The sequence below is a fragment of the Microbulbifer maximicatervae (SeqCode) genome, from assembly GCF_052466985.1.
The window spans coordinates 688,616-713,169 of the sequence record NZ_CP174298.1; the positions used below are offsets into that span (position 1 = coordinate 688,616).

At 48.0% G+C, this 24,554-nt stretch carries 21 protein-coding genes; 12 read left to right on the forward strand and 9 right to left on the reverse strand.

All coding sequences use genetic code 11. From position 1 onward, the window contains the following. Positions 1 to 308 precede the first annotated feature (308 nt). The 7 genes from ACJJI3_RS03055 to ACJJI3_RS03085 all read left to right on the forward strand — a co-directional run bounded on the left by ACJJI3_RS03055 (position 309) and on the right by ACJJI3_RS03085 (position 9,767). Positions 309 to 1,631 (forward strand): TolC family protein, encoded by a 1,323-nt coding sequence (locus ACJJI3_RS03055; RefSeq protein ID WP_444941458.1) that lies wholly within the window; start codon positions 309 to 311, stop codon positions 1,629 to 1,631. Between the two features lie 3 nt (positions 1,632 to 1,634). Further along, positions 1,635 to 2,744: an efflux RND transporter periplasmic adaptor subunit gene (locus ACJJI3_RS03060; RefSeq protein WP_444941459.1), complete on the forward strand. Its 1,110-nt coding sequence runs from the start codon at positions 1,635 to 1,637 to the stop codon at positions 2,742 to 2,744. A 10-nt stretch (positions 2,745 to 2,754) separates the two neighbouring features. Next, on the forward strand, positions 2,755 to 6,435 hold the full coding sequence (locus ACJJI3_RS03065; RefSeq protein WP_444941460.1) for an efflux RND transporter permease subunit: 3,681 nt from the start codon (positions 2,755 to 2,757) through the stop codon (positions 6,433 to 6,435). 140 nt (positions 6,436 to 6,575) lie between these two features. Then, entirely contained in the window at positions 6,576 to 6,923 is a 348-nt protein-coding gene (locus ACJJI3_RS03070; protein ID WP_444941461.1) for a hypothetical protein, read from the forward strand. Positions 6,924 to 7,117: 194 nt separating this feature from the next. Continuing rightward, entirely contained in the window at positions 7,118 to 8,008 is an 891-nt protein-coding gene (locus tag ACJJI3_RS03075; RefSeq protein ID WP_444941462.1) for an AEC family transporter, read from the forward strand. Between the two features lie 138 nt (positions 8,009 to 8,146). Beyond that, positions 8,147 to 8,671 carry a hypothetical protein gene (locus tag ACJJI3_RS03080; RefSeq protein WP_444941463.1) on the forward strand — a complete coding sequence of 175 codons (525 nt, stop codon included), beginning with the start codon at positions 8,147 to 8,149 and terminating at the stop codon, positions 8,669 to 8,671. 127 nt (positions 8,672 to 8,798) lie between these two features. Beyond that, positions 8,799 to 9,767, forward strand: a complete 969-nt coding sequence (locus ACJJI3_RS03085; protein WP_444941464.1) for a UDP-glucose 4-epimerase family protein — start codon at positions 8,799 to 8,801, stop codon at positions 9,765 to 9,767. Positions 9,768 to 9,797: 30 nt separating this feature from the next. Here the strand turns inward: ACJJI3_RS03085 and ACJJI3_RS03090 are convergent, their stop codons facing one another. From ACJJI3_RS03090 to ACJJI3_RS03100, 3 genes are all read right to left on the reverse strand, one after another. Continuing rightward, positions 9,798 to 10,349, reverse strand: coding sequence for a hypothetical protein (locus ACJJI3_RS03090; RefSeq protein WP_444897623.1), 552 nt, complete (start codon positions 10,347 to 10,349; stop codon positions 9,798 to 9,800). A 420-nt stretch (positions 10,350 to 10,769) separates the two neighbouring features. Then, entirely contained in the window at positions 10,770 to 11,480 is a 711-nt protein-coding gene (locus ACJJI3_RS03095) for a hypothetical protein (RefSeq protein ID WP_444941465.1), read from the reverse strand. Positions 11,481 to 12,145: 665 nt separating this feature from the next. Then, positions 12,146 to 12,799, reverse strand: a complete 654-nt coding sequence (locus tag ACJJI3_RS03100) for a class I SAM-dependent methyltransferase (protein WP_444941466.1) — start codon at positions 12,797 to 12,799, stop codon at positions 12,146 to 12,148. 469 nt (positions 12,800 to 13,268) lie between these two features. On the opposite strand from ACJJI3_RS03100, the gene ACJJI3_RS03105 reads away from it, so the two are divergent. Next, complete coding sequence (locus ACJJI3_RS03105) at positions 13,269 to 13,505, forward strand: LexA family protein (protein ID WP_444941467.1); 237 nt, start codon at positions 13,269 to 13,271, stop codon at positions 13,503 to 13,505. Positions 13,506 to 14,180: 675 nt separating this feature from the next. Then, a complete protein-coding gene (locus tag ACJJI3_RS03110) occupies positions 14,181 to 14,291 on the forward strand; it encodes a DUF4113 domain-containing protein (RefSeq protein ID WP_444941468.1) in 111 nt (36 codons plus the stop codon). Here ACJJI3_RS03110 and ACJJI3_RS03115 read toward each other — a convergent pair. Then, positions 14,242 to 15,405, reverse strand: coding sequence for an alpha-hydroxy acid oxidase (locus ACJJI3_RS03115; protein WP_444941469.1), 1,164 nt, complete (start codon positions 15,403 to 15,405; stop codon positions 14,242 to 14,244). The two genes, ACJJI3_RS03110 and ACJJI3_RS03115, sit on opposite strands and share 50 nt — an antisense overlap. A gap of 275 nt (positions 15,406 to 15,680) precedes the next feature. On the opposite strand from ACJJI3_RS03115, the gene ACJJI3_RS03120 reads away from it, so the two are divergent. Beyond that, positions 15,681 to 16,007 carry a hypothetical protein gene (locus ACJJI3_RS03120; protein WP_444941470.1) on the forward strand — a complete coding sequence of 109 codons (327 nt, stop codon included), beginning with the start codon at positions 15,681 to 15,683 and terminating at the stop codon, positions 16,005 to 16,007. Between the two features lie 95 nt (positions 16,008 to 16,102). Continuing rightward, positions 16,103 to 16,606: a GNAT family N-acetyltransferase gene (locus ACJJI3_RS03125; protein ID WP_444941471.1), complete on the forward strand. Its 504-nt coding sequence runs from the start codon at positions 16,103 to 16,105 to the stop codon at positions 16,604 to 16,606. Positions 16,607 to 16,688: 82 nt separating this feature from the next. Here ACJJI3_RS03125 and ACJJI3_RS03130 read toward each other — a convergent pair whose 3' ends face one another. After that, positions 16,689 to 17,117: an Rrf2 family transcriptional regulator gene (locus ACJJI3_RS03130; protein WP_444941472.1), complete on the reverse strand. Its 429-nt coding sequence runs from the start codon at positions 17,115 to 17,117 to the stop codon at positions 16,689 to 16,691. Between the two features lie 116 nt (positions 17,118 to 17,233). On the opposite strand from ACJJI3_RS03130, the gene ACJJI3_RS03135 reads away from it, so the two are divergent. After that, complete coding sequence (locus tag ACJJI3_RS03135) at positions 17,234 to 18,133, forward strand: NAD(P)/FAD-dependent oxidoreductase (protein WP_444941473.1); 900 nt, start codon at positions 17,234 to 17,236, stop codon at positions 18,131 to 18,133. Between the two features lie 107 nt (positions 18,134 to 18,240). Here the strand turns inward: ACJJI3_RS03135 and ACJJI3_RS03140 are convergent, their stop codons facing one another. The 4 genes from ACJJI3_RS03140 to ACJJI3_RS03155 all read right to left on the reverse strand — a co-directional run bounded on the left by ACJJI3_RS03140 (position 18,241) and on the right by ACJJI3_RS03155 (position 24,554). Next, on the reverse strand, positions 18,241 to 19,626 hold the full coding sequence (locus tag ACJJI3_RS03140; protein ID WP_444941474.1) for an L-serine ammonia-lyase: 1,386 nt from the start codon (positions 19,624 to 19,626) through the stop codon (positions 18,241 to 18,243). 188 nt (positions 19,627 to 19,814) lie between these two features. Next, positions 19,815 to 20,792 (reverse strand): tRNA 5-methoxyuridine(34)/uridine 5-oxyacetic acid(34) synthase CmoB, encoded by a 978-nt coding sequence (gene cmoB / locus ACJJI3_RS03145; protein WP_444941475.1) that lies wholly within the window; start codon positions 20,790 to 20,792, stop codon positions 19,815 to 19,817. Positions 20,793 to 20,799: 7 nt separating this feature from the next. After that, positions 20,800 to 21,543: a carboxy-S-adenosyl-L-methionine synthase CmoA gene (cmoA, locus tag ACJJI3_RS03150; protein WP_108733518.1), complete on the reverse strand. Its 744-nt coding sequence runs from the start codon at positions 21,541 to 21,543 to the stop codon at positions 20,800 to 20,802. Between the two features lie 101 nt (positions 21,544 to 21,644). Further along, positions 21,645 to 24,554, reverse strand: a complete 2,910-nt coding sequence (locus ACJJI3_RS03155) for an insulinase family protein (RefSeq protein ID WP_444941476.1) — start codon at positions 24,552 to 24,554, stop codon at positions 21,645 to 21,647.

Consider the following 24,554-nt stretch of genomic DNA (forward strand, 5'->3'; position numbering starts at 1 on the left):
GCCTAGCTAAAGGATCGCGACAGGTGATGCTTCTTTATGGCGTCTACACAGTTTCTGTTCGGAAAACTGCTGGGAGGGGGTTGTCCGCTCTAAGAGGCGCTGGTGTTTTCGAAAATGAATCCCTAGTCGGTGGAATATAAATTTATTAAGTTATTAAAAATGTGAATATTGTCCAAGGGGATAAATAGGAATCCGCCAGTCTGGGGTCAGCAGTCCGGGCAGTGGCTGTCAACAGATATACTTACTCGATCCTAAATTTATTTGCGCAGTGAGCAGATTTAAATTGTTGCTGGAAATAGAGGTGGCCGTTGTTCGAGTGCGCGCTCGCAATACTGCTGACTGGCGGCGGAGCCTGGAGCTATGCCAGCGAGCCGGTTTTGACCCTGGAAGATGCCGTAGATTTGGCAGTGACAGCTAATTTACGGATTCAAGCGGCTGCGCTAGAGGTCAACGAGGCTTGGGATGACGTCGAGGCATTAAAAACAAAGCGCTACCCCCGGCTGGAAATGAATGCGGGAATAATCAATAACCTAACACGCCAGAGGTACACCTTTGATCGTGGCGTTTTTATGCAGAATTCTCCGATAGGCCCTATCCCCCCTAGGGATATAGAAATCACATCAGAGGAAGGTGTGACCAAGACCTTCTCCGTCAGCGCGACTCAACCTATCACACAGTTGTACACCATAGAGCTAGAGATTTGTGAGGGCTACGTTGTCACTGAAATGGCGGAGGAAAAGGTTCGTTTGGTGCAGCAGGATATAGGCTACCTCACCAAGATCCAGTATTTTGAAATTGGCAGAATCCTTGGTGATTTACAGGCCGTGGATGAAGCCATTATCTTCCTGACTTCTTTGAGTGAACTTGTTGGGAATTATGTTGCACAACAAGTTGCCCTCGAGTATGAACTTTTGGATGTGCGAGCACGCCTGGCTCAGCGCAGGCTGGAGCGTCAGCGCCTTACCGATGAGATGGCGACAGCAAAGGAGCGTCTCAATGCGTTGATGGCCCGGGATGTTGAGACCCCCTTCAATATTCAGAGCCTTCCAAACCCACATCATTTAGCGTTCGATGTCGAAACCTCTTTAGGACTTGCCTTTGAGCAGCGTCCAGATCTCGCTGAATCAGAGCTGTCGATTGAGCGGGCTGAATATAGTTACGATGTGAAGAAGTCTGAGTACATTCCCGATATCGATTTGAATATTGAGTACCTAAAGCTCTATGACGTCAGGTTGATACCCGATGCCGAAGCTTTTATCGCCCTGGAAATGCGCTGGGAGTTTTTTGATTGGGGGCGGAAACGGGATGAACTGTCCAGTCGTGCCAATAAAATTCTTGAAGCGGAAAAAAAGTCTGAAGAGGTTCGAAATCGAATTGAAATAGAGGTTCGTGAGAGTTTACGTCGCTTGCGTACTTCTCAAGAATCTGTGGGGGTTGCGCGGGAATTACAGGCAGCTTACCGGGAGAAAGTGCGGGTAATGACAAATCGTTACCGCGAGCAAGCTGCCGTTCTGAGTGATGTCCTGGAGGCGGAAAAACAGCTTTTTCGTGCAAATAGCGACTACAACCGCGCGATACTATCTGTATGGGGATCCCTGGCGGAATATGAAAGGTCGGTGGGGGAGGTGTGATAAATGCGCGTTATCTGCCTCTGTATTATTGCTATATTAGCGGCCGTTAGTGGTTGCCACCGCCAACCCCCGGAGAGAAAACCCACGCCGGTAGAGGTTTTTGTTGCCCGCTCGCAAGACGCAGCAGCTGGTTATCCTTACTCCGCAGTCGTCAATCCTTATACGCAAGTTGATGTAGCATTTCGTACAGAAGGCTATGTACGTGTAATTCCCTCGCGAAAGGCGCTGGGGCAGACGCGTTTGCTGCAAGGAGGGGACTACGTTAAGCGCCACGAAGAACTGGCCAAGATTGATGACGAGCAATACAGAGATCGCGTGGTAGAAGCCGCTGCAAATGTGAGTAAAGCGGAAGCAGAACGACGTAAAGCTGATCTTAATTACAAACGGGCAACTGCGCTTTTTGCCACGGCCAGTATTACCGCTCCCGATTATGATACAGCCAGGGAGGAGTATGAGATTGCGCAAGCTGCGGTGGTCGGTACCAAGGCTCATTTAGATCGGGCAGAGGAAGAGTTGCGAGATACGGTGCTGCGCTCCCCGCTTACCGGAATTATCTTACAGCGCAACATTGAAGTGGGCACATTGGTTCATTCGCAGTCGGTTGGCTTTGTTGTGGCTGATATTTCTCGGGTGAAGGTTGTGTTTTCAGTACCTGATATAGTGTTGAGTTACGCCCCTCTTGGCAGCGTGGTGTCGCTGCGTACAGAGTCATTACCGGATCTTACATTTAAGGGCATGATCACCGAAGTTTCTCCTATGGCAGATCCCCGCACCAGGGTATTTGCAATCACGGTTACCGTTGATAATCCCAAGGCGCAATTACGGGTAGGAATGATTATGACTCTGGCCTTGGACAAAATACCGATACCTCCAGATAGGGTTCTTATACCACTATCCTGCCTAGTCGCTCATCCCGGGGAATCTAAAGGGTTCGCTGTATTTGTGCTGGAAAGAGACAAGGAAGTATTGCGAGCAAAACTAAGAAAAGTGCTCGCGGGGCAAGTAGTTGGCAATGATGTTGTCATTATCCAGGGGTTAACTGAGGGCGAGGAGGTTGTATCAACCGGTGCTGCCCAGCTTAGAGATGGGGAAGCCATAATTGTCGTGCCTTGAGGGCTAGGGAATGGCAGATCAGGAAGAAAAAAGACAGGCAGAAATTATTGAAGCGGAAAGCCACCATCGCTTCAATACCGCTCGTTTTTTTGTAGATAATCCGAGTATTTCCGCTGCACTGTTGGTCACTATCCTGGTTTGGGGGGTAGTTGCTTATCTCTTTATGCCGAAAAGCAAAGATCCAGATATTCCCGTGCGTATTGCGATAGCAACAACCCATTGGCCAGGGCAGTCTGCAGTTAGGGTTGAGGAGTTAGTTACACGTAAAGTTGAAGAAGCAATAGCGCAAAGTGAGTATTTGCATGAGCCAGACGCGAGAACCTTTGCAATAAAATCCTTGACCCTAAATGGCGTTTCCATGGTGCAAGCGCAACTGGCACCAAAAACTGATGTTACCAAAGCATTTAATGATATCAATCTGAAATTAATTGATGCGCAACAGCAGCTACCTTCTGGTGCGAGTAAAATTTCCCTGAACTCAGAGTTCGGTGATACAGCCGCTATATTGCTCAGTGTGGCTAGTCCCCGAGCGGGCCCTACAGAAATTACATTGCGTGCAGAAGATATTAGAGAAGGTATTTCAGAGATTCGGGGGGAAGAATCAAATGGCAGAGGGAGGGTAAGTATCGTTGTAGCTCTGCCGCTGTCCTTAGCCAATACATACTCTGCTACAGGGTTGTGGATTTTTGCGAACTGGCTTGAGGCACAAGGATACGGAACGAATTTTGAAGTGTTAAATGGGTCTGGCTACCTAGGGGTGGATTTCTTATCTGATAAAAGTAACCTCGAATTACTAGCGGCAACAAAACTCTATCTATCCGATAAGCTAAGCGCCCAGCGGTTTTTTCCTGATGCCTGGGACCCCTTCGTAGTTCGTGATCTCGCCAATACTCGCGACCATTTGATGAAAGTTGCGGGTGCGAAATATAGCTATCGCCAACTTGATGATTTCTCAGACCTTATCGCGGCAAATATTAGAACTATTCCAGAAGTGAAAAGGGTGTTGAGGACTGGCGTGCTTACCCAGGAAGTGAAACTTCTGTATTCCCAGGAGAGGCTGGCCTCCTATGGGTTGCGACCAGATATGATTGCCCCTGTTCTCAATGCCCGTAATACAACTATTCCCGGCGGCACTATTATTTCGGATGATTTGGGTATTGCCATTATGCCTAGTGGCGAATTTTCAAATCATGAGGAAATTGCCGATGTTCCCGTGGCTCTCAGTAATACAGGAACGCCGGTATATTTGCGCGGAATTGTCGATGTTCTTATGGGATATGAAACTCCGCCGCCCCTATTAAATTACTATGTCAATAGAGACGAAAATGGAGAGTGGCAGCGTAGTCGCAGTATCAATCTTTCCGTGCAGATGCTGGACGGTAAGCAAATAGGAGAGCTTGGACGAAATCTCAGTGAGATTTTGGATAAGGTTAAGGTGGATTTGCCGCAGGACCTGATTATAGATCGGGTTTCTGATCAGCCTCGCCAGGTTCGAGAAAGTGTAAGCCTCTTTCTTGAAGCATTGATTGAAGCGATTATTTTAGTGGTGATAATTGCTTTTATCGGATTCTCTGACTGGCGATCTGCCGTGCTTTTAATGATATCTATTCCAGTAACATTAACGATGACCTTTGGGTTTATGCAGTTGTTGGGAATAGATATTCAGCAGGTATCGATTGCGGCATTAATTATAGCCCTGGGGCTTTTGGTAGACGACCCTGTTGTTGCCAGTGATGCGATCAAACGGCAAATGGCATCTGGTAAGCCCTCCATCATTGCTGCTTGGTTGGGGCCCACTTTACTAGCGAAAGCTATATTTTTTGCGACATTAACTAATATCGTTGCTTACCTACCTTTCTTGTTGTTGACAGGGAATCAGGGGGATTTTTTACATAGTCTTCCTATTGTCATGGTCTGCGCCTTAGTTGCCTCCCGAATAGTTTCCATGACATTTATTCCTTATTTGGGGAATACGTTATTGCGCCCCCCTGAACAAAAAGAGCGGAGCTTGGAGGTGAGGCGAAAAGAAGGTCTGACGGGGAGCTACTATCGGGCGGCAGATTGGGCAATTAGTAATAGAAAGATTGTTTTGTTGATTGCCTTGGGGTTACTTGTATTTGGTGTTCTTATAAAGACTCAATTGAGGAATGCATTTTTCCCGGCAGATGTTCAGTATCTTTTTTACGTAGATGTGTGGCTGCAAAATGATGCAAGTATTGATGCGACAGATAATGTTGCAAAGGTTGCGGAAGAAATAATTAGGAAAACTATTGAGGATTATGAAGAAAAGAATATAAAAAACAGCTCAAAACCTATCTTGCAGGGGATTAGCAGTACCTTGGGTGGTGGGGCACCGCGTTTTTGGTACACAGCCAACCCTCAACAAAAACAGTCTAATTATGGGCAGATTATTGTTCGGTTAAGTGATAAGTACTTGACACCTATACTGATTCCACTTATCCAAAGCGCTCTTTCTGAGAGTATTCCGGGAGCAGGATTGGACGTTCGACAACTGCAGACAAGCACAGTGGAGCACCCCGTTGAGATAAGGGTCTCGGGACGTGTGGCTGTAGGGTCTTTGGAGGAGGAGAAGGATATAGCACTCCTGCGAGAATACGCCGCAAAAGTTAAAGAAATTGTTGAGAGTTCTCCCTATACTCGCGTAGTCCGCGCTGATTGGGCTGGAAAAAGCCTAGTGTTGAATATGAATGTGATAGAAGATCGGGCTGAAATGTCAGGGGTTACTAATGCTGATATCGCCATGGCGTCATCCTCTGGCTTTAATGGTTCCAAAGTGGATACCTTACGGCAGGGAGATAAAGAAATTCCCATTGTAGCTCAGCTTCGCCTGGCAGAGCGAGGACAACTGGAGGACGTCAATAACCTATATGTATTTGCATCTGATAGCGATATTCATATCCCACTGCGACAGGTGGCAACTACCTCCATTCTATTTTCGACAGAGCGAATCTATCGATTGGAGAAGTTTCGAACGATTACGGTATATGCATTTCCATATGCCGGTTTTATTTCATCAGATATTATGGCTAATATTAAAGATGAGTTGAAAGAATTCTCTGAATCGCTTCCTGCGGGATATCAACTGCAAATATCTGGAGATGCGGCCAGTACAAAACATGGATTTTTGCAGTTGCTAATGATTATGGCCGTCTCTTCCAGTGCGATTTTTTTAGCTTTGGTATTTCAATTTAGCAGTTTGATAAAGCCCTTGGTCGTATTTGCCACTGTGCCATTGGGTATGGTTGGTGCTTTGATGGCCCTATATATCTCCGGCCAGCCATTTGGTTTTATGGCGTTTTTAGGAATAGTGAGCCTAATAGGAGTCATTGTCAGCCATATTATTGTTCTGTTTGATTTTATTGAGATGCGTCATGCTGCAGGAGATTCGCTTCGTCAGGCATTACTTGACGCAGGTATTCTTAGGCTGCGCCCCATTTTAATCACTATTGCGGCGACTACCTGCGCCTTGATCCCCTTAGCTATTCATGGAGGCCCTCTCTGGCGGCCATTATGTTTTGCGCAAATTGGCGGACTTATCCTGGCCACTTTTGGAACACTATTCTTGGTGCCGGTAATCTATACAACCATGGTAGAGGACTTAAAGTGGATTAAGTGGGTTGAGCGTAAGTCAAAGAAGGGGAGCGATCCCAGTGACTTGGTGACAACCTAAAATACGGCCGTGTTCCCTTGGGTCATGCTGTTAAGGTTATATGACTCTTGTAGGTAATAATCCTATTGGCATGACAGAAGCGACTACTTACTAAAATCAGCTGTGAATTACCTCTGATACACTCTGAGAATTGTCACTTAATGCAGCGCAGCTGGATAGTGAAAAGGCTATGTTTTGATCCTATAACCTCGACAACAGCCAGGATCAAAATGCGCCTATTAATGAAACTCCTGATACCGGCAAAGGCCGGCAATAAGTCCATTGCTGATGATAGTATGTCTGTGGCGATGAATGATTTTATCGCCTCAGCCAATCCTGAGGCTTCCTACTTCTTTTTGGAACAAGGAAAGCGTGCAGCAATTTTTATCTTTGAGGAGAACTGTCAAGATCAGCTGATGACCTATAATGAAAAATTTTTTGCGGCCTTTGATGCTGAAATATGGATCACTCCGACCTTAAACCTTAAGGAGTTGCAGCTGAATTTATAGGCATTTTTTATGGTTGCTGTTTCTCACTTGAAAATCCGTCAGAATATCGAAATTTTGCCTGCGTAATTCTGTGGGGTATTAGAAGGTAAATATATTATCGAGTTTTTGTGTGTTCTGGTGGGGGCTGTCAGCGTATTAAAAGGGGTGCTTGTTACGCAGTGCTGAGAAGTAGGGTAGAGGGAGTTTGATGTTCGATGAGAACCCTATTTGAGAACGTATTTGAAGTTATTATTCCTGTATTTATCTGCGTTCTTTTTGGATACCTATTTGCGGCAAGTAAGCAAGAACTAAATTCCAAAATGGTATCCAAATTAATGGCCCATATTGGTTATCCGTCGCTGATATTGGATCATATGCTGGGCCAGAAGATAGTATTGGGTAAGTTTCTATGGATGCTGCTGGCTGCCTTCCTGATGTATTCGTTGATGTCAGTGCTAGCTCTTCTATTCTTATCTTTATTTAGGCAAAATATACGTACTTACTTTTCTTGTATAAGTATGAACAATGTAGGCAATATCGGCCTCGCAGTATGTGCGTTAGCATTTGGACATGCGGGAGTTCTATACGGAATTGCTTTTGTTGTTGTGGGAATGATCTTTTTCTTTGTTGTTGCTCCTGGAGTAACATCGGGTAGCTGGTCGGCTAAGGAAATTATGCTTAGCCCAGCAATTTACAGTGTGGTTTTTTCTATAGTCGCATTGATTTTCAATATAAGCTTACCAAAGCCCGTTATGTCATCTCTTAATATTTTGGGCGGTATGGCAATCCCTCTAATGTTGTTGACCCTCGGACATAGCTTGGCCCAAATTAAGCTGGGTGATACTAAGATTGGATTGGTCTTTGCTATTGGGCATATAATTCTCGGTGGCGCCGTCGCGCTTATTTTGACAAATCTGTTTAACTTTACGGGTGCTATGCGAGGGGTGCTTATTCTGCAATCCCTTATGCCATGCGCTGTTAGTACTTACCTCTGGATATCTATTTATCGTCCCCAAGATACCCCGAAGATATCCGGTATTATTTTCCTCTCAACTATTATGAGCATTTTTATTTTGCCTGTTGTGTTGACTTATTGGGTGCAGTAGTTCATAGCTAGTGTTTGAGCCTCAGGCTATTTGGGAGTGATAAGGTGGTTCACTAAACTTCTGTGTGTTGTTCATTTGGCCTTCACAATGCGTAATTCACTGCCGTAGGTAGATAATTTAGGGAGGCTTCATACTTCAATGCCAACACAGACCTCGACTGGACGGCCATTTTGGTTGTTGTTGACTTTGCTACTTTTCCTGCTGGCAATGCCCCCCCTTGTTCTTGCGACCCCCCATCCCTTAGGGCTATTAACCAGCTCCGATCGTGATCAGTATGCTATTCAAGAGTTTTTGGTTGTTACATCTTTTCGCGTGCTCTACCTGGATAGTGCTGCGGATAAGCAGGTTGGCCTGGATAGGAAAGTACAAGCTCCACCGATCCGCCACTTTGAAGGTGCTACTGCCAAGAACTTTCAGGAAAAGATAGCCCATAAAAAATACCACCAGATTTGTGATCGTCAGTCACCCAAAGGGTTGTCTCTTTGCGAGGAGGCGAACTGGAAGTACAAGCAAGCGAAAGCCTGTTTACAAGCCAGGGAAGCCTGGGAGGCCCGTTGGGGCAGGCCGGATACTCAAGCTCCACATGGGAGAGCCCTGAAGAATGTCCGGGCTCGGCTTAAAAATGCTATTACTGACAAAGAACGCCTTTGTGGTATTGAATAGAGTTCTAATAGCCAGCGATACTTTGATAGCTTGTCATGTTCGCTATGTAGTTGACGAGATAAAGGTGTGTCGAAAAAGTGGTCCGTGTAAACTAACGTGAATTCTACAGCTGAGAAATAGGCCTCCATTGAAAGGACGTATATTACTAACCGGCGCTAGTGGCTTTGTGGGAACCGCACTCTTGCCGCAGCTCCGCAAAGACGGTTACCAGGTTTTGCCGGTGTATCGGAGCGATGTTGAGGGCGGCTTTCAGATCGGTGACCTGTCAAGCAATACGGATTGGGCTCAGGCGCTTGTTGATATAGATACAGTCATTCACACCGCAGCGCGTGTCCATGTAATGACGGAGACTTCTGCTAACCCTCTGGAGGAATTCCGTCGGGTGAATGTCGGGGGCACTATCAAGCTGGCACAGCAGGCGGCTTCATCTGGTGTTAGACGTTTTATTTACCTTAGTTCTATTAAGGTTAACGGGGAGTCTACCGATAACCGCTTACCATTTAATGCGGATGAACAATGTGATCCTACAGATCCCTATGGAATTTCAAAGAAAGAGGCCGAAGACGCACTGCTTGAGCTGGCTGAGTCTACGGAGATGGAAGTTGTTATTATCCGACCACCTCTGGTCTATGGCCCTGGGGTCAAGGCGAACTTCCAAGCGATGATGCGTTGGCTTACCAAGGGGATCCCATTGCCACTTGGGGCTATTCATAATCGCCGAAGCTTGGTATCTATCGGCAATTTGATCGACCTGATCCGCGTTTGTATTTCTCATCCCAATGCGGCAAACCAGGTATTTCTGGTATCCGATGATATGGATGTATCGGTAACAGATTTGTTGCGTGGTTTATCCCATGCCATGGGATGTGATGCTCGACTATTGCCTCTTCCCCAATTCGCACTCACCAGTGCGCTGAAGCTAATAGGAAAGGGGGCAGTTGCCGAGCGCTTGTGCGGTTCACTACAAGTGGATATCACTAAAACCAAAGAGTTGCTTGACTGGACCCCCCCAGTGGCCTTAGGTGAAGGTCTGGCGGAGACGGCACAGGCATATTGCCAAGCGGGAAGCTCTCAGACCCCGCAAAAGAGCACTTAGTCAACATTTATTGCCTACGGAGAGGGGTAGTCACCCCTCGTAATTGGCAACCGCAGCGTAAAAACCAAGCAAGTAGGTTGCTGGAACCTCAATGGTAGAGCTGTGCCCGGATCTTGCTCTCAGTTTAAGTTTGAGTTTATCTCGATTGCGCACTGAAGCTTGTATTTGTTCCTCAGTGAGAGCAATATCCAGAATCTCTTCAAGCATACATTCATTGCCACTTACGCATTGAAGGACATTTTTGTTAATAGGGGCCGTCTCTACTGGTTGTCCGCTATTTAACTCCGCAGACTCATAGTGACGCCACGCCTTGCGATAGGTGATATGGATCTGTAGGTGGTACTTCGTTGGCTCGTTAGCAGCGGGTTCAAATGCGCGGAGGTTGTAGTAGTAGAGGTTTAGGTCAGAGCCATCAGTAGTGGCCTGTAATTTCGGCCCTGAGAACTGAGTGCCAGAATTTTCCCCACTAGCTTGGATAGATACCGCCTGTCTGATTTCCCCTGCCGTTTTTTCCGAGAGCTGAGTGACTGAACTACAGCCAGCCAATAAAACCGCTACCAGAGTTAGTGTGAATTTAGTCATGGGTCTTCCCTGTTTTCTTTTCACTTCTTTTGGGGCGGAAGTATCGCATAGTTAGAGTGCTGGCTGAAACTCAAGGTTGTCGTTTAGCTGGGTTTTGCCCTGAAGTTGTTATGCAAATGTACGAGTATGTCACTGATTTATCAGAGAGGCAGGTTGGCGCCAAAAGATAACATGTCGTAAGTGCTAGCTTGGGGAGATTACTTTAGGTGTGGCAAATACAGTGAAATATACCTTTTTCAGGCTTAGCTAATTAATCTTGATGAATTAACTGGAAGAGGTTTCACTGGTTGACAAACTCTTCTGAGCCTAAGCTAGGCATAGTCCCTATATATTATTGCCATGGTTATAACTCAATACACTTCAAAGCTGCTAACACCGCCTTGCCGCGTAATTGTCGGCAAGGGGTATTCTTTATGAGGCTTATTGTTTTTTCAAGATTACAGGTGCGCCTTCTCCAAAAACCAATATGGATCTTCTGATATTTGGATCATTTGGATCATAGGAAACAAACAGATTCCCAGCAGAGTCACCCGTAAAGAAGTTGGCTTCGAAGATCTTCCAGTCTTGATCGTTTTTTACGCGGTGTTCAGCTGCGCATAATTTTGTATTGCATGAAAAAATGCTCTCTACTTCGATGTTGAGGTTTGCGGTGGTGGATCTGGCTAGTTGATTGAAATCCTCAGATTTCATTAAATTTTCTGATAGTAGTTTGGGGATTGTGCTCATTATGTCTTTATAGTTTTTACTATTGATGACGAGCCCAATTCCTTCGGATTTTGCCGCATTTAGATTCCCATCGATTAATATTTCAGCTAAGTCAATATCCAGCCTTATATTGCATGAGTGGTTTTGTATTTTATCTGCACACAGCACACTCTCTGCTACTGCCTCAGAGTCTTCGTTGCTTGATTGGGGCAGATCTACATCTTCTGTACTTCCAGTAAGGGTATATTCTTCCAGTTTGGTATGATTCTGTTTTGATCTTTCAAGTCCTAGATTATTATTTTCTTTGTTCCCTGTTGTCGTAGTCTCGGAAGACTGTTTATTAGCATCGTCTGTAGAGTTTTTTGTATATAGGTAAGTTGTTGCGGCAATTAAACCAGCAATCAGAGAAATATAAATTTTGTGCATATCACTTCCATGGATTTTCTTGGTTGAATAGATTCGTAATTGGCGGATTTTTAGTTTTGTTTATTTGTAGGGGCTGCCAATAGGTGTTCTAGCTTTAAAGCAATGCATGCGGCGGTATAAAACTTGCTGTGAGTTTTTCATGTTGGGGATAGTGAGGCTATCTATTGCAGGCGTCATCGCCGAATGCCGGCTTGAATTCATGAGAACTATTATCACTTCTGGTTGTTGGTTTTATTTCTTGAGAGAATATACATCTTTATATTTATTTTTCCAGCAAAACCTGGCTTTTGTTGGGTGTTTGTACCAATTGGAGAAATCTGATAGAGAAATTTTAGGGTATTTATAATAGTATTTTTGAGACGCTACATTGATATCATATGTGACGGAAAATAGAGGGGCCGGCCCTGGGGTGTTCACTAGATGCTTGTGTCATTTAATTCAATACGATGTTGATTTCTCTATCTGCAGTATATTCATGTTAGAAAATTCCATGTTAAGTAGGGGGTAATAGTTTTTTTCGGATTCTAATAGGGCGCTCACATTTGTTCATGGTGATGGGTTGCTATTTATCTGACGTGGAGGTTCTGCAAAGTTGTTGTTGAGATGAGGTAAGTGTGGGTTTTCTCTATCCTGGATGTATTTCTCCAGGTCAGGTAAATGAGTAATTAATATTTCTTCCCTGTAATTATCACTGAGTCTGCTTGGATCATAGTATCTCCAAAAGGAACCATTTCCTTATCAAAAAAAGAGGACTCAACAGCGTTAAACCCCGCATCTTTCATAAGAGACTTGATTTCGGCTGTAGTGCGTATGTGAAATTTAAACTGAGTAAAGGGTAATTGTTTAAGCGACTTATCAGATCGAATTCCAAATGCCACTCGGCCTCCAGGTTTAAGCCATTTGAAAATATGCTTGAAAAAAATTGACAGATCTTTAATGAAGTAGAGGAGATTAACCCCAATAACACCATCAATGCTTTCATTTTTAAGTTGGACCTCCAAGCAATCACCATAAACTACTTTAGTGGTACAATGATTTCCTGCCAAATTTTTCTGAAGTTCTTCTGCCATAACTTCCGACATTTCAATACCCAGATAGTGTCCGTTACGACCTAAGTTTTCCAATATTGGTAGTGACAGAGATCCGTTGCCTGGCCCTATCTCGATAATTGACTCATCTTTTTGGGGGGACAACTTCTCAATGGTTTGACTAGTAATAATCTGGTTGAGAACATTCATTTTATTGCCTATATCGATACCAGCATCCCCCTCAGGGCATGAAAGTTGGTTTGCGATAGATTGCAGATCTTGATCTTGCATTGGTGTTCACTTTGCCGTTGTTTGTTTCGCCCATTAGTATACTCCGAAAATTCCGTAATGCTGAGTTTCTTGGAAAAAATTGTTACGTACATTTTAAGTAGGCTTAGTCCATTATCACGATGCTGTATAAGTTGTGTTATGCACCATCGGATATTTTTTTAAAATATCCCTTTGTTTTTATCCGGTTTTCTATGTATCTGATATCTAAAGTTGATTTGGGTGCTGCAAATAGAGGGGATTATCTATTTATATTTCGGTCGTTTTTTGGCACACAAAAGGATCGAAAAGCAGAGCGTAGATTGATGTATGTGCTTTGCACTGGATAGGGTGGGGTGATTATCACTTCTTTGGTGTAAATGGGGGCTTATGTAGACTAGGAAACGGTGCGTGGCTTTGAAGTCACATGTACTCGTTGTCAATATTGGGGCTAAACAATAGCTTGTATTTATATAGTATTGCAGTATCGGATATGAAGATCCTTTCTTTATTCAGTCGTAGTGTAGCCTGCGGCTTTCTCTCGCCAGCAGATGAGCATACAGAGGCTGCGTTGAGCTTGGACCAGCACTTGATCACGAGTCCAGCTGCCACGTTCCTGGCCAGAGCTTGTGGTGATTCTATGCAGAATCTTGGGATTTTTGATCGTGACCTTCTGGTAGTAGATCGGTCTCTTACGCCTGTTCATGAGGATGTTGTTGTGGTCGCTTAAGTTGGGCAGATAACCTGTAAGGTGCTCGATCGTCACAAGGGCAGGCTGTTATTAGCAAACGATTAATATGAACCAATTCCTATTGGGGATGGCCAGGAGTTGATTGTTGAGGGGGTAGTAAAGGCCTCTATCCTTGTACCATCGCCCCTGCTAATGTTGGCCTTGGTTGATTACAACAGCTGCTATGCCAGCTGTGAACAAATATTTCGTACGGACTTGGGCGGTGGCCTGCTCTGTTGAGGCCAAATCGCTTGGTATTCCCGAATTACAACCTTTCTTCAAAATTGAGCACCTACTGCGGAAGCATGGAGTTGCTATTTTCTCTTGCATGCGTCACCTTACGAATCCAACAATTACCGCTGTAGTACTGTAGTACTGTAGTACTGTAGTACTGTAGTACTGTAGTACAACCCCCATACCCAACTGATGATACCCGGCTTATAGTGCAACTGGTAAAGAGGACTGTGTCGGGGCTATTTCGACAGGCTTGTCGATTCTTTAAAGCTGGAGTGGGGTTAGTGGAGTTAATTCCCTGTTCATTGGGTCAAGGTGATATGTTTGCTCGGGACAGCAATTTATGGCCAGTAAAACTATGTAAACTATTGATCGAATTAACCAGCGTTTTGGCCGAAGAGCACTATTTCTAGGGGGAAGGGTATCCAAAAGAATTGGAAAATGCGGCAACAGTATAAGCCTTCGGCTTACACGACTCGGCGGGATGAACTGCCTGAGCTTTTCATCTGTTGGTTAGTTCTACTTTGCCGCAAATGCCTTCAAGATTACTAGCTCCGATTTGCTGCATAACCTGAGTTAACTGAGCTTTAAGCAGGTAAATTGCATGGTTAGCCCCTTCATTGCCAAGGGCACAGACGCTATACATAAAAAATCTTCCCAGAAAGCAAAACTTTGCCCCTAGACCACAAGCACTTGCGATATCTACACCGGATCTGATTCCACTATCGATAGCCAAGGAAATCCTATCCTGATAGTTGGAAAACCTTCCCAGTAAAGGGAGAGTCGCTTCGCCTAAATCAAGTTGCCGTGCACCGTGATTGGATAAAATGACTCCATCCGCTCCGAGTTTAATCGCTTGTTGAAGATCGGGTTCACTCATTATCCCTTTAATAATAAGTTTATGGGGCCATAGATCTCTTATACGTTTTACACTGTCAAAATCCAGTGGGCCCATAGTTGTGGTGTTCATAAACTCGGTTAGTTCAAGTTTTTTGTTATCGGTATCAATGTAAGGCTCTAGATTTTTAAATTTAGGGAGACCGTATCGCAATGTGGATAGGCTCCAATTTGGTCTGAGTATCGCTTGCCAGACGTTTTTTACATTCAATTTCGGTGGCATTGCCAATCCGTTGTGGAAGTCTCTGGGGCGTAAGCCAAAAGTAGGAACATCAATGGTAATGACTAAATGTTGGTATTGGGCAGAGGTTAGTCGGGATAGCAGGTCAGAAAGAATGGCTGGGTCTGTTGGGTTGTAGAGTTGGTACCAGGCTGTTCCCTGTGAGACTTCAGAAATTCGCTCCAGTGATTCAGAAGATACAGTGCTGAGGATGAATGGGATTTTGTGCTCATATGAGGCTTTGGCAAGTATTACAGGCGCATTTGGCCACATAAGCCCCTGTAGCCCAATGGGCGCTATGCCAAATGGAGCGCTGTATAGCTTCCCAAAAAGTTCACAATTTAAGTTCGGTGTAGAGTTGGGGCGGATATATTGGGGGCTGAATTTTACAGAATCGAATGCCTGGCGATTGCGGCATAAACCAATCTCATCCATACAGCCTTCTATTAAGTATTCATAGGAAAATTTTGGAGCTCTCTGCTTTGCTCGATTTTTAAGCCGTTCTGAACTTGCGAAGTGACGGTTAAATAGGCTGTTGTAATTGGTCATACCCCCCCCTTTTTTTTGAGTACCTTAGACATTAGATTAGTCTAGTTATATAGAAGGTGCTGCCTTGAGCAGAAGTGGCAATACACATGGGTTGTCGCGGTTCTTTCAAATATTGAATTCATTACTACGTACTATTTAGTTGTGGGATGAGTGTTCCCTTCAGTTGTATTCCAGTTTAAAGAGTTGCCTCTGTATTACGTGCCTGTTATCTGGGATTTTGCAGGGATACGGTAGGGTGTTATTCTCGAAATATTAAAGGGTTAAGAGGATTGATAGTGCGTAATACCTTTTGGGTTTTTATTTTATTGATGTTGGCCGGTTGTGCAAAACCACTTCCTGAAGACAAGTTAGATTACGCTGGCACTTGGATTGGTAGCCAAATAAGTTTGATCATAAAAACTGATGGCCGGGTCTTGTATGAACGGGTTGAAGGGAACGTTACAACTTCTATAGAGGGGCCGATAAAAGAGTTCAACGGAGATGATTTCAGTGTTGGATTTTTATTTTTGACTGCAGATTTTCATGTTTCCAATCCCCCTTATGAAGAGGATGGGATTTGGCAGATGACAGTGGATGATGCTCGGCTAACTCGGGTTGATTGATCAGTTCGCGTTATAAATTAGTATCTGGTGTATATGGAGTAAAGAGAAGAATAGAAATACTTTCTATTGTTTTCGATATCCCTTAAGGAGTTCCGTTGAATACAAAAATCAGACACCTAGAAGAATCCGATAATAAGGATTTGTTCGAGATTCATAGTTTTGCCTCAGTAAATGAAAATACCTCTCAACTACTTTTCCTAAGTTCTGATAAAGTCGCTATTCTTTTTTCTGATCCGAATAATTATACCTTGGTCGCTGAGTTGGATACTAAGGTCGTTGGGTATGTCACTCTGTTCTTAACCAATAAAATCCGGGATAGACATAGTGCTGTGCTGGCAATTGCGGTACATCCTGAATTTCACGGTCGGGGAGTTGGCCGGATGTTAATGAAAGAGGCGCTTAATCAGGCGGATAATTGGCTCAATCTAATACGATTGGAGCTGGAAGTTCATGTTGATAATGGTACCGCAATAGCACTTTATGAGGGCTCGGGTTTTCAGGTGGAGGGAGCCAAGCGGCTTGGCAGGTTTAAGGCGGGTCGTTATATAGACGTTTTGTTGATGGCGAGAATACACCCTGAGTACCAAGCTAAAGCATAGGGTGTACCTGGTAATCGCAAAATGGACCTGGATATTAGGGAAGCACAGAATCGAAATTTGGAGCTCCCTAGGAGGCGGCGAATTATTCCGAAGTCTCTATGTGTGTAAATTCTCCACCGAGCTGATCCAGGGTGATCTCTCCAAATCGCGCGATTAAAATACTCTCCGCCTCATCCATTGCATCCTTTAGGGCGGCATTTACTGCGTGCTCAATGATGCAGTTAGTGTGTTCGTCTGTGAGGCCAATGGTAAAAACTGAGCTGTCTCCCAGCGCTTTATGGATATCCAGAAGTGTAATTTCATCCAAGGGCTTCGCGAGTGACCAGCCCCCATTGTGCCCTTTACTGGAGCGCACGTACCCCTGATCCCGCAATAGCGCCATAGTTCTGCGAGCCACCACAGGATTGGTGAGGAGCATAGCCGCCATCTTGTCTGAGGTAACCGGCTTGTCGGTCATATTCAAATGGATAAGGACATGAAGTGCCCGGGATAATCGGCTGTCTTTGCGCATAATTCACCTAAGTTTCCGACCCTGCAGTTTATCACGAAACTTTTGCTGTTACGTGTGTTGTACGGTTTTGAATTTTTATGTAACAATAAAAGTTACATGATATCGGAGGGGTGGCTATGGATACGGATGTATTGATTATCGGTGGAGGTTTTGCCGGTCTGTCTGCGGCGATGCAGCTGGTTCGCGGCAGGCGTAAGGTCGTTGTACTGGATGCTAAAAGACCTAGAAACCGCTTTGCAAAAGCGTCCCATGGAGTGTTTTGCCTGGATGGTAAGACGCCCGAGGAAATTCGTAGCACGGCGCTTTCCCAGCTACAGGCTTACTCGAGTTTCCAGGTGGTTGAAGGCACTGCGGATAGTGTGGATGTTCATGAAGAGGGGTTTGTTGTTGCTGCACAGGGAGATGCCACTTTTAAAGCGAAGAGGCTAATTCTGGCAACCGGTATTACGGATCAGCTACCGGATATCCCTGGTGTGAAAGAGCGCTGGGGTAGGAGTGTGATTCACTGTCCCTATTGCCACGGTTATGAGCTGAGTGATCGCCCTTTAGGTGTGCTGGCTACCAGCGAGCTGTCTTTCCACCAGGCGGCGATGATTCCCGATTGGGGGGCAACTACCCTGTTTACCCAGGGCCAGTTCAATCCGCAGGGGGAAGTGCTCGATCATCTGCTGGCTCGGGGAGTAATGCTGGAAGAAGCCCCGATTACGCAGTTGGAGGGAGAGGGGGATAGTTTAAGTGAAGTTGTTTTAGCGGATGGCCGCAAGTTGCCACTGGAGGGTCTCTACGTGAGCCCCAAAGCGGAGTTGACCTCTCCGTTTATCGATAAATTGGGGTTGGAGCTGGAGGAGTCTTTTACCGGGCGGATTGTGAAGGTGGATGGCTTTAAAGAGACTTCTGTAAAGGGAGTTTTTGCTGCTGGGGATTTATCCAACCCGATGCAAAGCGGAACCTTTGCGATTGCATCCGGCACCATGGCGGGTGTTGGAGCTCATCGCTCGTTGATATTTAACCAGTGATTTTTAAAGACCGGTGGGGGTTCGTTGGAGATATGCCACAAAAAGAATTTGGTATCTTCCGGGCTAAGTAAGCGGCAGGAGCAGATTTGTGCTCCTGCCGAAAAATATCAGCAGTTCACAGCGTTTACTGCGAGCCCGCCGAGAGAGGTCTCTTTGTATTTGCTCTGCATATCGATACCGGTTTGACGCATCGTCTCGATAACGCTGTCCAGCGGTACGATATGAGCGCCATCACCGCGCAGGGCCAGACGTGCGCCGTTAATGGCTTTTACTGCACCCATGGTGTTGCGCTCGATACAGGGGACCTGCACCAACCCGCCGATTGGATCGCAGGTAAGGCCGAGGTTGTGTTCCATACCAATTTCAGCAGCGTTTTCAATCTGCTGGTTGGTGCCGCCCTCTACGGCGGCCAAGCCGGCGGAAGCCATGGAGCAGGCTACGCCGATTTCTCCCTGGCAGCCCACCTCAGCGGCAGAAATAGAGGCATTCTTTTTAAACAGCATACCGATAGCGCCGGCGGTGAGCAGGAATTTCACTACCTGGTCTTTCAATTCACCGTGAATTTTGCTGTCGTGTACAAATTCCACGTAGTAGGCGATAACGGCGGGAATCACACCGGCGGCACCGTTGGTGGGCGCGGTGACGATGCGCCCGCGCGCGGCATTTTCCTCATTGACGGCGAGGGCAAAAAGACTAACCCAGTCGAGAATGGCGAGGCCGTGGTTGCGCTCTTCCGGACTCTGTTTGCTCAACTCTCGGTAGAGTTCAGCAGCGCGGCGGCGAACATTGAGGCCACCGGGCAAGATGCCATTCTGGTGGCAGCCTCGCTCAATAGAGGCATCCATTACTTTCCAGATATTCCACAAACGGTCTTTGACTTCCTGCTCGCTGCGGAAGGCTTTTTCGTTTTCCATGGCCAGCTCGGCAATAGTCCAACCGTGATGATCACAGATCTTCATCAACTGTTCTGCATTGCTAAAGTCATAGGGCAGAAGGGTGGCGATTTCCTCTTTGTGAGCGAAATCTTCTTCGGAGAGCACAAAGCCGCCGCCGATGGAGAAATAGCTGCGCTCGAACAGTAGCTCTTCGCCAGAGTATGCCTGGCAGGTCATACCGTTGGAGTGCTGGGGAAGAAATTCCTCCATATGGAAAACCAGATCGCGCTCGCGAATAAACTCGATATCCTGGTCACCGTTTAATAGCAGGCGGCGCTCGCTCTGGATTTGCGCCATTTTCTTGTCGATTGAGTCGACATCAATGGTGTCTGGAGATTGACCCAATAGCCCCATCAGAACTGCCATATCGGTGCCGTGACCAACCCCGGTCAGGGCCAGTGAGCCGTATAAATGGACTTGTACGCGGTCTGTGCGGGGCAGTTGGTCCCGGTCTTGCAAATCCTGCACGAATTGGCGGGCAGCGACCATAGGGCCCACCGTGTGGGAGCTGGAAGGGCCAACCCCAATTTTGAAAAGCTCAAAAACGCTAATACTCATAAATATTCTCTGCGCCGGGCTGCATCCTGCGGCAGCCCTCCCTAAAGGATATAGTTGCACTATTTAGGGGCGCACTTTGCCTTATGAGTCGCAACAATCAAGATGGTGCTCCCCATTCCGTACAAAATTCTATTAGCAGCAAATTTTGCGGAATTTATGAGTTCCCAGACCTTAAGCGTATAGACAAGCTACGGCGCTTCCGCGACCAAAACCGCTCTCTTGGGCGCGGGGTGACCTTCCACGGTTTTGTCTGGCGATTCCGGGTCGAGAAAATCTGCCAGGGATTCGAAGTGCATCCAGTCGGTGCGCCGCTGTTCTTCCAGGCTGGTGGTGTTCAAGTCCACCGTCCTGGGGTTGCGGAAACCGCACTTGCGCAGCCAGCTCTCCAGGGTGGCACAGCTGGGGAAAAACCACACATTGCGCATCTTTGCATAGCGGTCTTCGGGTACCAGGCAATCGCCGAGTCCGCCGTCTATAACCAATGTCTCCAGTACAAGCTGGCCGCCGGGGCGGAGGGTCTCGCGCAATTCGCGCAGGTGATCCATGGGTGAACGGCGGTGATAGAGTACCCCCATGGAAAAAGTGGTATCGAAAGCACGCAAGTTTGCCGGGAGCGCTTCAATACCCAGGGGCAACAAATCTACCGGCGCTTCCTGGCCCAGATATTTTTTCAGCGCGTAAAATTGCGCGACAAATTTGGCGGAAGGATCAATACCGATGACCCGGCGCGCGCCGGCACCGTAGGATCGCCAGCAGTGGTACCCATTGCCACAGCCCACATCGAGCACCAGTCGATTTTTCAGTGGTGCCAAGTGCGGAAGTACCCGATCCCATTTCCAATCGGAGCGCCACTCAGTATCAATATTTAGTCCAAATAACTCCCAAGGGCCTTTGCGCCAGGGGTGTAATTTGCGCAGTTCCCGCTCCATGGCTTCGAGTTGTTCCGGGCTGGCATCGGCGGCAGTGCCCGCGCTGACCTTGCGGTTGAGTTCGATTGCGGAGGGCGTGATTTCCGGTAGGGCTTCCACCGCTGCGCGCCAATCGGGCAGGTCGCCCCAGCGATGAGGGCTCAGGTTTTCAGCAACCTGTGTTGGCAGCTGGGCCAGCCAGGTACGCAGGGCGGGAACGTGTTGCAGGCCTTGATAGAGTTGGGTGTAGTCGATCACGGGGTACTTACTTTTCCGGCGCGCCTTTGATGGCGATTAAAGAGGCAAAATTAAAACACTGGAACCAGACATCGACACTGGTAAAGCCGACATTTTTCAGTCGTGTGCGGTGGGTATCCAGGGTTTCCGGAATTAATACATTCTCCAGGGCTGAGCGCTTCTGTGCGATTTCCAGCGCGCTGTAACCGTTGGCGGCTTTAAAGGAGTGATGCAGTTCGATCATTAACTCGTTGTGGGCTTTATCGGCGAAGTCCACTTTCTCGGAAATAATCAGAATGCCGCCGGGGCGCAAACCATCGTGGATTTTCTGCAGGATTTCTTCGCGCTCTTCCACCGGAATAAATTGCAGGGTGAAGTTGAGCACTACCACCGAGGCATTTTCGATAGCTACGTTTTGCAGGTTGTCGCAGATAAGTTGAACGGGAACCTCGCCGCTATCGGCTTCGAGTACCGTACGTGCCTGATCAACCATGGCTTGCGAATTGTCTACGGCGACGATTTCACAGTCGGCGGCGGGAATGCGATGGCGCATGGCCAGGGTTGCCGCACAAAGGGAGCTGCCCAGGTCATAGCAGCGGCTTCCAGCTTGGGCGTAGCGCTCTGCCAGGGTGCCGATCATGGCTACGATCGTGGTGTAGCCGGGCACTGAGCGCTTGATCATATCGGGAAAAACTTGCACCACCTGGCGATCGAACTCGAAGCCGGCTACCTGGCCCAGTGGGTTTGCATAAATATTGTCGTGTTTACTCATTGGAACTTCGCTAGAGGATAACGGCGATAGATCGGCGCCGGTTTTTGGCCGGCGCCGCAGAGCTTCCCCGGACAAATTGCCGGGGAATCGTCGAGCTCCTGTTAGAGCTTCTCTTCCTTCAGGTTGAGTTTGGCTGCCGCTTCGCTACCTTGGGGACCGGTAACAATGGCTGTACTGGCCTTGCTCGGGTCCAGATAGGTGGCACCGACGCGTTGCAGGTCTTCCAGGGTAACTTCCGTAACCTGTTTGCGGAATTGCTGACGCGTCTCGTGGGTGCGGCCGTAAAGGCCCGAGTGGAAGTTCTTCTTGGCTTCACCAGCGGGGGAGCCGGGTTTATCCAGACCGCCGACGACGCCGAGGATCGCTTCCTCAACCTGTTCTTCCTTGTGCTTCTCTTCGGCCAACCACTTCAGGGATGCGTCGAAGTCCTCCAGGGTTTCACCCATACGCGGATCGCGGTAGGAGTAGAAGCGGAATACGCCGATATTGCTGTCGTGGCCGGCTCCGCCACCGTAGGCGCCGCCCTGTTCGCGGATGGTGCGATGCAGGAAGCCGTTGCGCAGGAAGCCGCTCAAAACCGACAGCGGGGCCGCATCCGGGTGGGACATAGGCACAGTAGCGTAGGCCTTGGCACAGAAGTTCACCTGGCTGTTGGCAACCCAGAGTTCCTCGATTTGTTTGCGTTCGAAAGGTGCAGCGGGGTTGGCTGCGGCGATGCTGGAAGTCGAGGTCAGTGGCATCAGTGTCTGGCTGAAATCGCCAATTTTCTCTTCTTCACCCACCAGCAGGAACTGGCGCGGTGCTGCGAGGATTTTCTGGTGGATAGCCTGGAATTGGGTGGAAAGGTCTTGCAGGCCTTCCTCTTTTTCCAGTCCGGCAACCAGGACTCGCAGGTTGCGCAATCCCAGCAGACCACCGCTGGCATGGCTCTCCCAGGCGGCGCGGTTGTAGCCGGCACTGGCGGCAGCCATGGCGAGGGCGTGGCCGTTGCCGACAACACCTTGTTCGCGGCGGGCGAGAGTTTGCAGTAGCAATTCCTTGATGCGGGCGTGCTCGTCAAAACGCACCTGCTCCATAGTGGCTTGCATCAGTTCAGTCAGGCCGCCCTGATTGCGAGCCAGCGCTTTACCGGACAGGATAAAGTGGCCGGACAAGTGATCCAGGTTGTCGATGGCAGTGCGGCTGCTGGTGAAACCGTGCAGGGCGCCAACCACGCTGGTCTGCCACTGCTGGACTTCCAGGTAGTCTTTTTCACCCAGGCCAACTTCGCTCAGTACCTGGCAGTAGTAGGGCAGCAGTTGTTTTTCGGTTTCGGTGAATTCCGGTAGCGCGCAGACCATTTGTTGGTAAACCAGGCCGTTGGTGCCCGCGCTATAGCGGGTCAACTTCTGTGGGCCCAACTCTATTGCTTCGCCTTCGACATCCGGAAGCTCTGCGGGAATATCTTCCACGCCGACCTTGGGCAGGATAGAAGCGTCGTCCTCGCGGTTTTGTCGATCGGTCAGGGCTTTGGCGGTTTCGACAATCTGTGCTTTTTCTTTGTCGCTGAGAGCGGCTTTGATTTCCGCCAGCTGGTCTTTCTCCGCCTGCTCGCGGCGCGCAGCCAGCTGCTCATCGGGGCTCAGTACCATACGTACGCGGTGCTGGTTCTCCAGCAGAAGTTCACGGGCTTTATTGGCGATAAACTTCGGATCTTTGATCTGCTCGCGCAGACGCTCCAGGGTGGCATCGATATTCAGTAGGCCGATGGCATCGCCACGGTGAGTGGCGCCGGTCAATGCGGTGAGAATCAATTGCAGGCCGAAGGGGTAGCCGTCGCCGCCAATTTCCCGCTGTTGTAATTCCAGCTGGTGCAAACTGGCTTCTACCTGTTCGTAGGGGATGCCGTTTTCCGCGACGTCCCTCAGCACGTCGAGAACCTGTTGCTCAAGCTCGTCGGCACTTTCGCGTTCGCTGCCTTCAATACCGCAGACAAACACCAGTTCGCGTTGGGAATCGTCCAGGCCAACCAGCGGGGAGGGGGAAGTACCCAGGTCGGTGGTTTCCAGCAGCTTCATCAAAGGTGAAGCGCTGTTATCCAGCAGCACACCGGCAAGCAGGTGTGCGGTCAGGGCTTCTTCAAGATCGGTAACATCACCCAGCAGCCAGCTCAATACAATATGGGTCTTGGCCTTCAGAGGCTCGCCATTTAACGGGTAGTGCTCTTCGACTTTCAGCGGCGCCTGGTAGCGGTCTTCGCGCCCAACCGAGATGGTCTTGTCGAGTTTCTCGAACTTGTGCAGCGCTTTTTCTTCAAACGCGGCCTGGTGTTCCGCTGCGGGAATATCACCGAAAGTCATAAAGGTGGCGTTGCTGGGATGGTAGTGGCTGCGGTAGAAGGCAACCAGCTGCTCGTAACTCAGCTTTGGAATATCAGTAGGTTCGCCACCGGAGTTGTAGTGATAGGTGGTGGTGGGGAACAGATATTTGCTCAGGGTGTGCCACAGCTGCGAGGTGACGGAGCTCATGGCGCCTTTCATCTCATTGAACACGACACCTTTGTAGACGAGCTCGCTGCTCGCATTATCCGCTTCGGCAAATTCCAGGCGGTGGCCTTCCTGGGCAAAGTCCAGCGGGTCCAGGCGCGCAAAAAATACCGCATCCAGATAGACGTCGAGAAGGTTGTCAAAATCCTTTCGATTCTGGCTGGCAAACGGGTAGGCGGTCCAATCTGAACTGGTGAAGGCGTTCATAAAGGTATTGAGTGAGCGCCGGATCATCATAAAGAAAGGATCGCGCACCGGGTACTTGTCACTGCCGCACAGGGCGGTGTGTTCAAGAATATGGGCGACACCGGTGGAGTCTTCGGGCACAGTGCGCAGGGCGACAAGGAAAACATTTTCCGAGTTGTCTGCGGCGATGTGCAGGTGCTGGGCACCGGTCGTAATGTGTCGGTATTCCTCGACGCGCACGCCGAGAGAATCAATATCTGCGCTGGTAACCAGTTCAAATGCAGGATGTGAGTTGCTCAA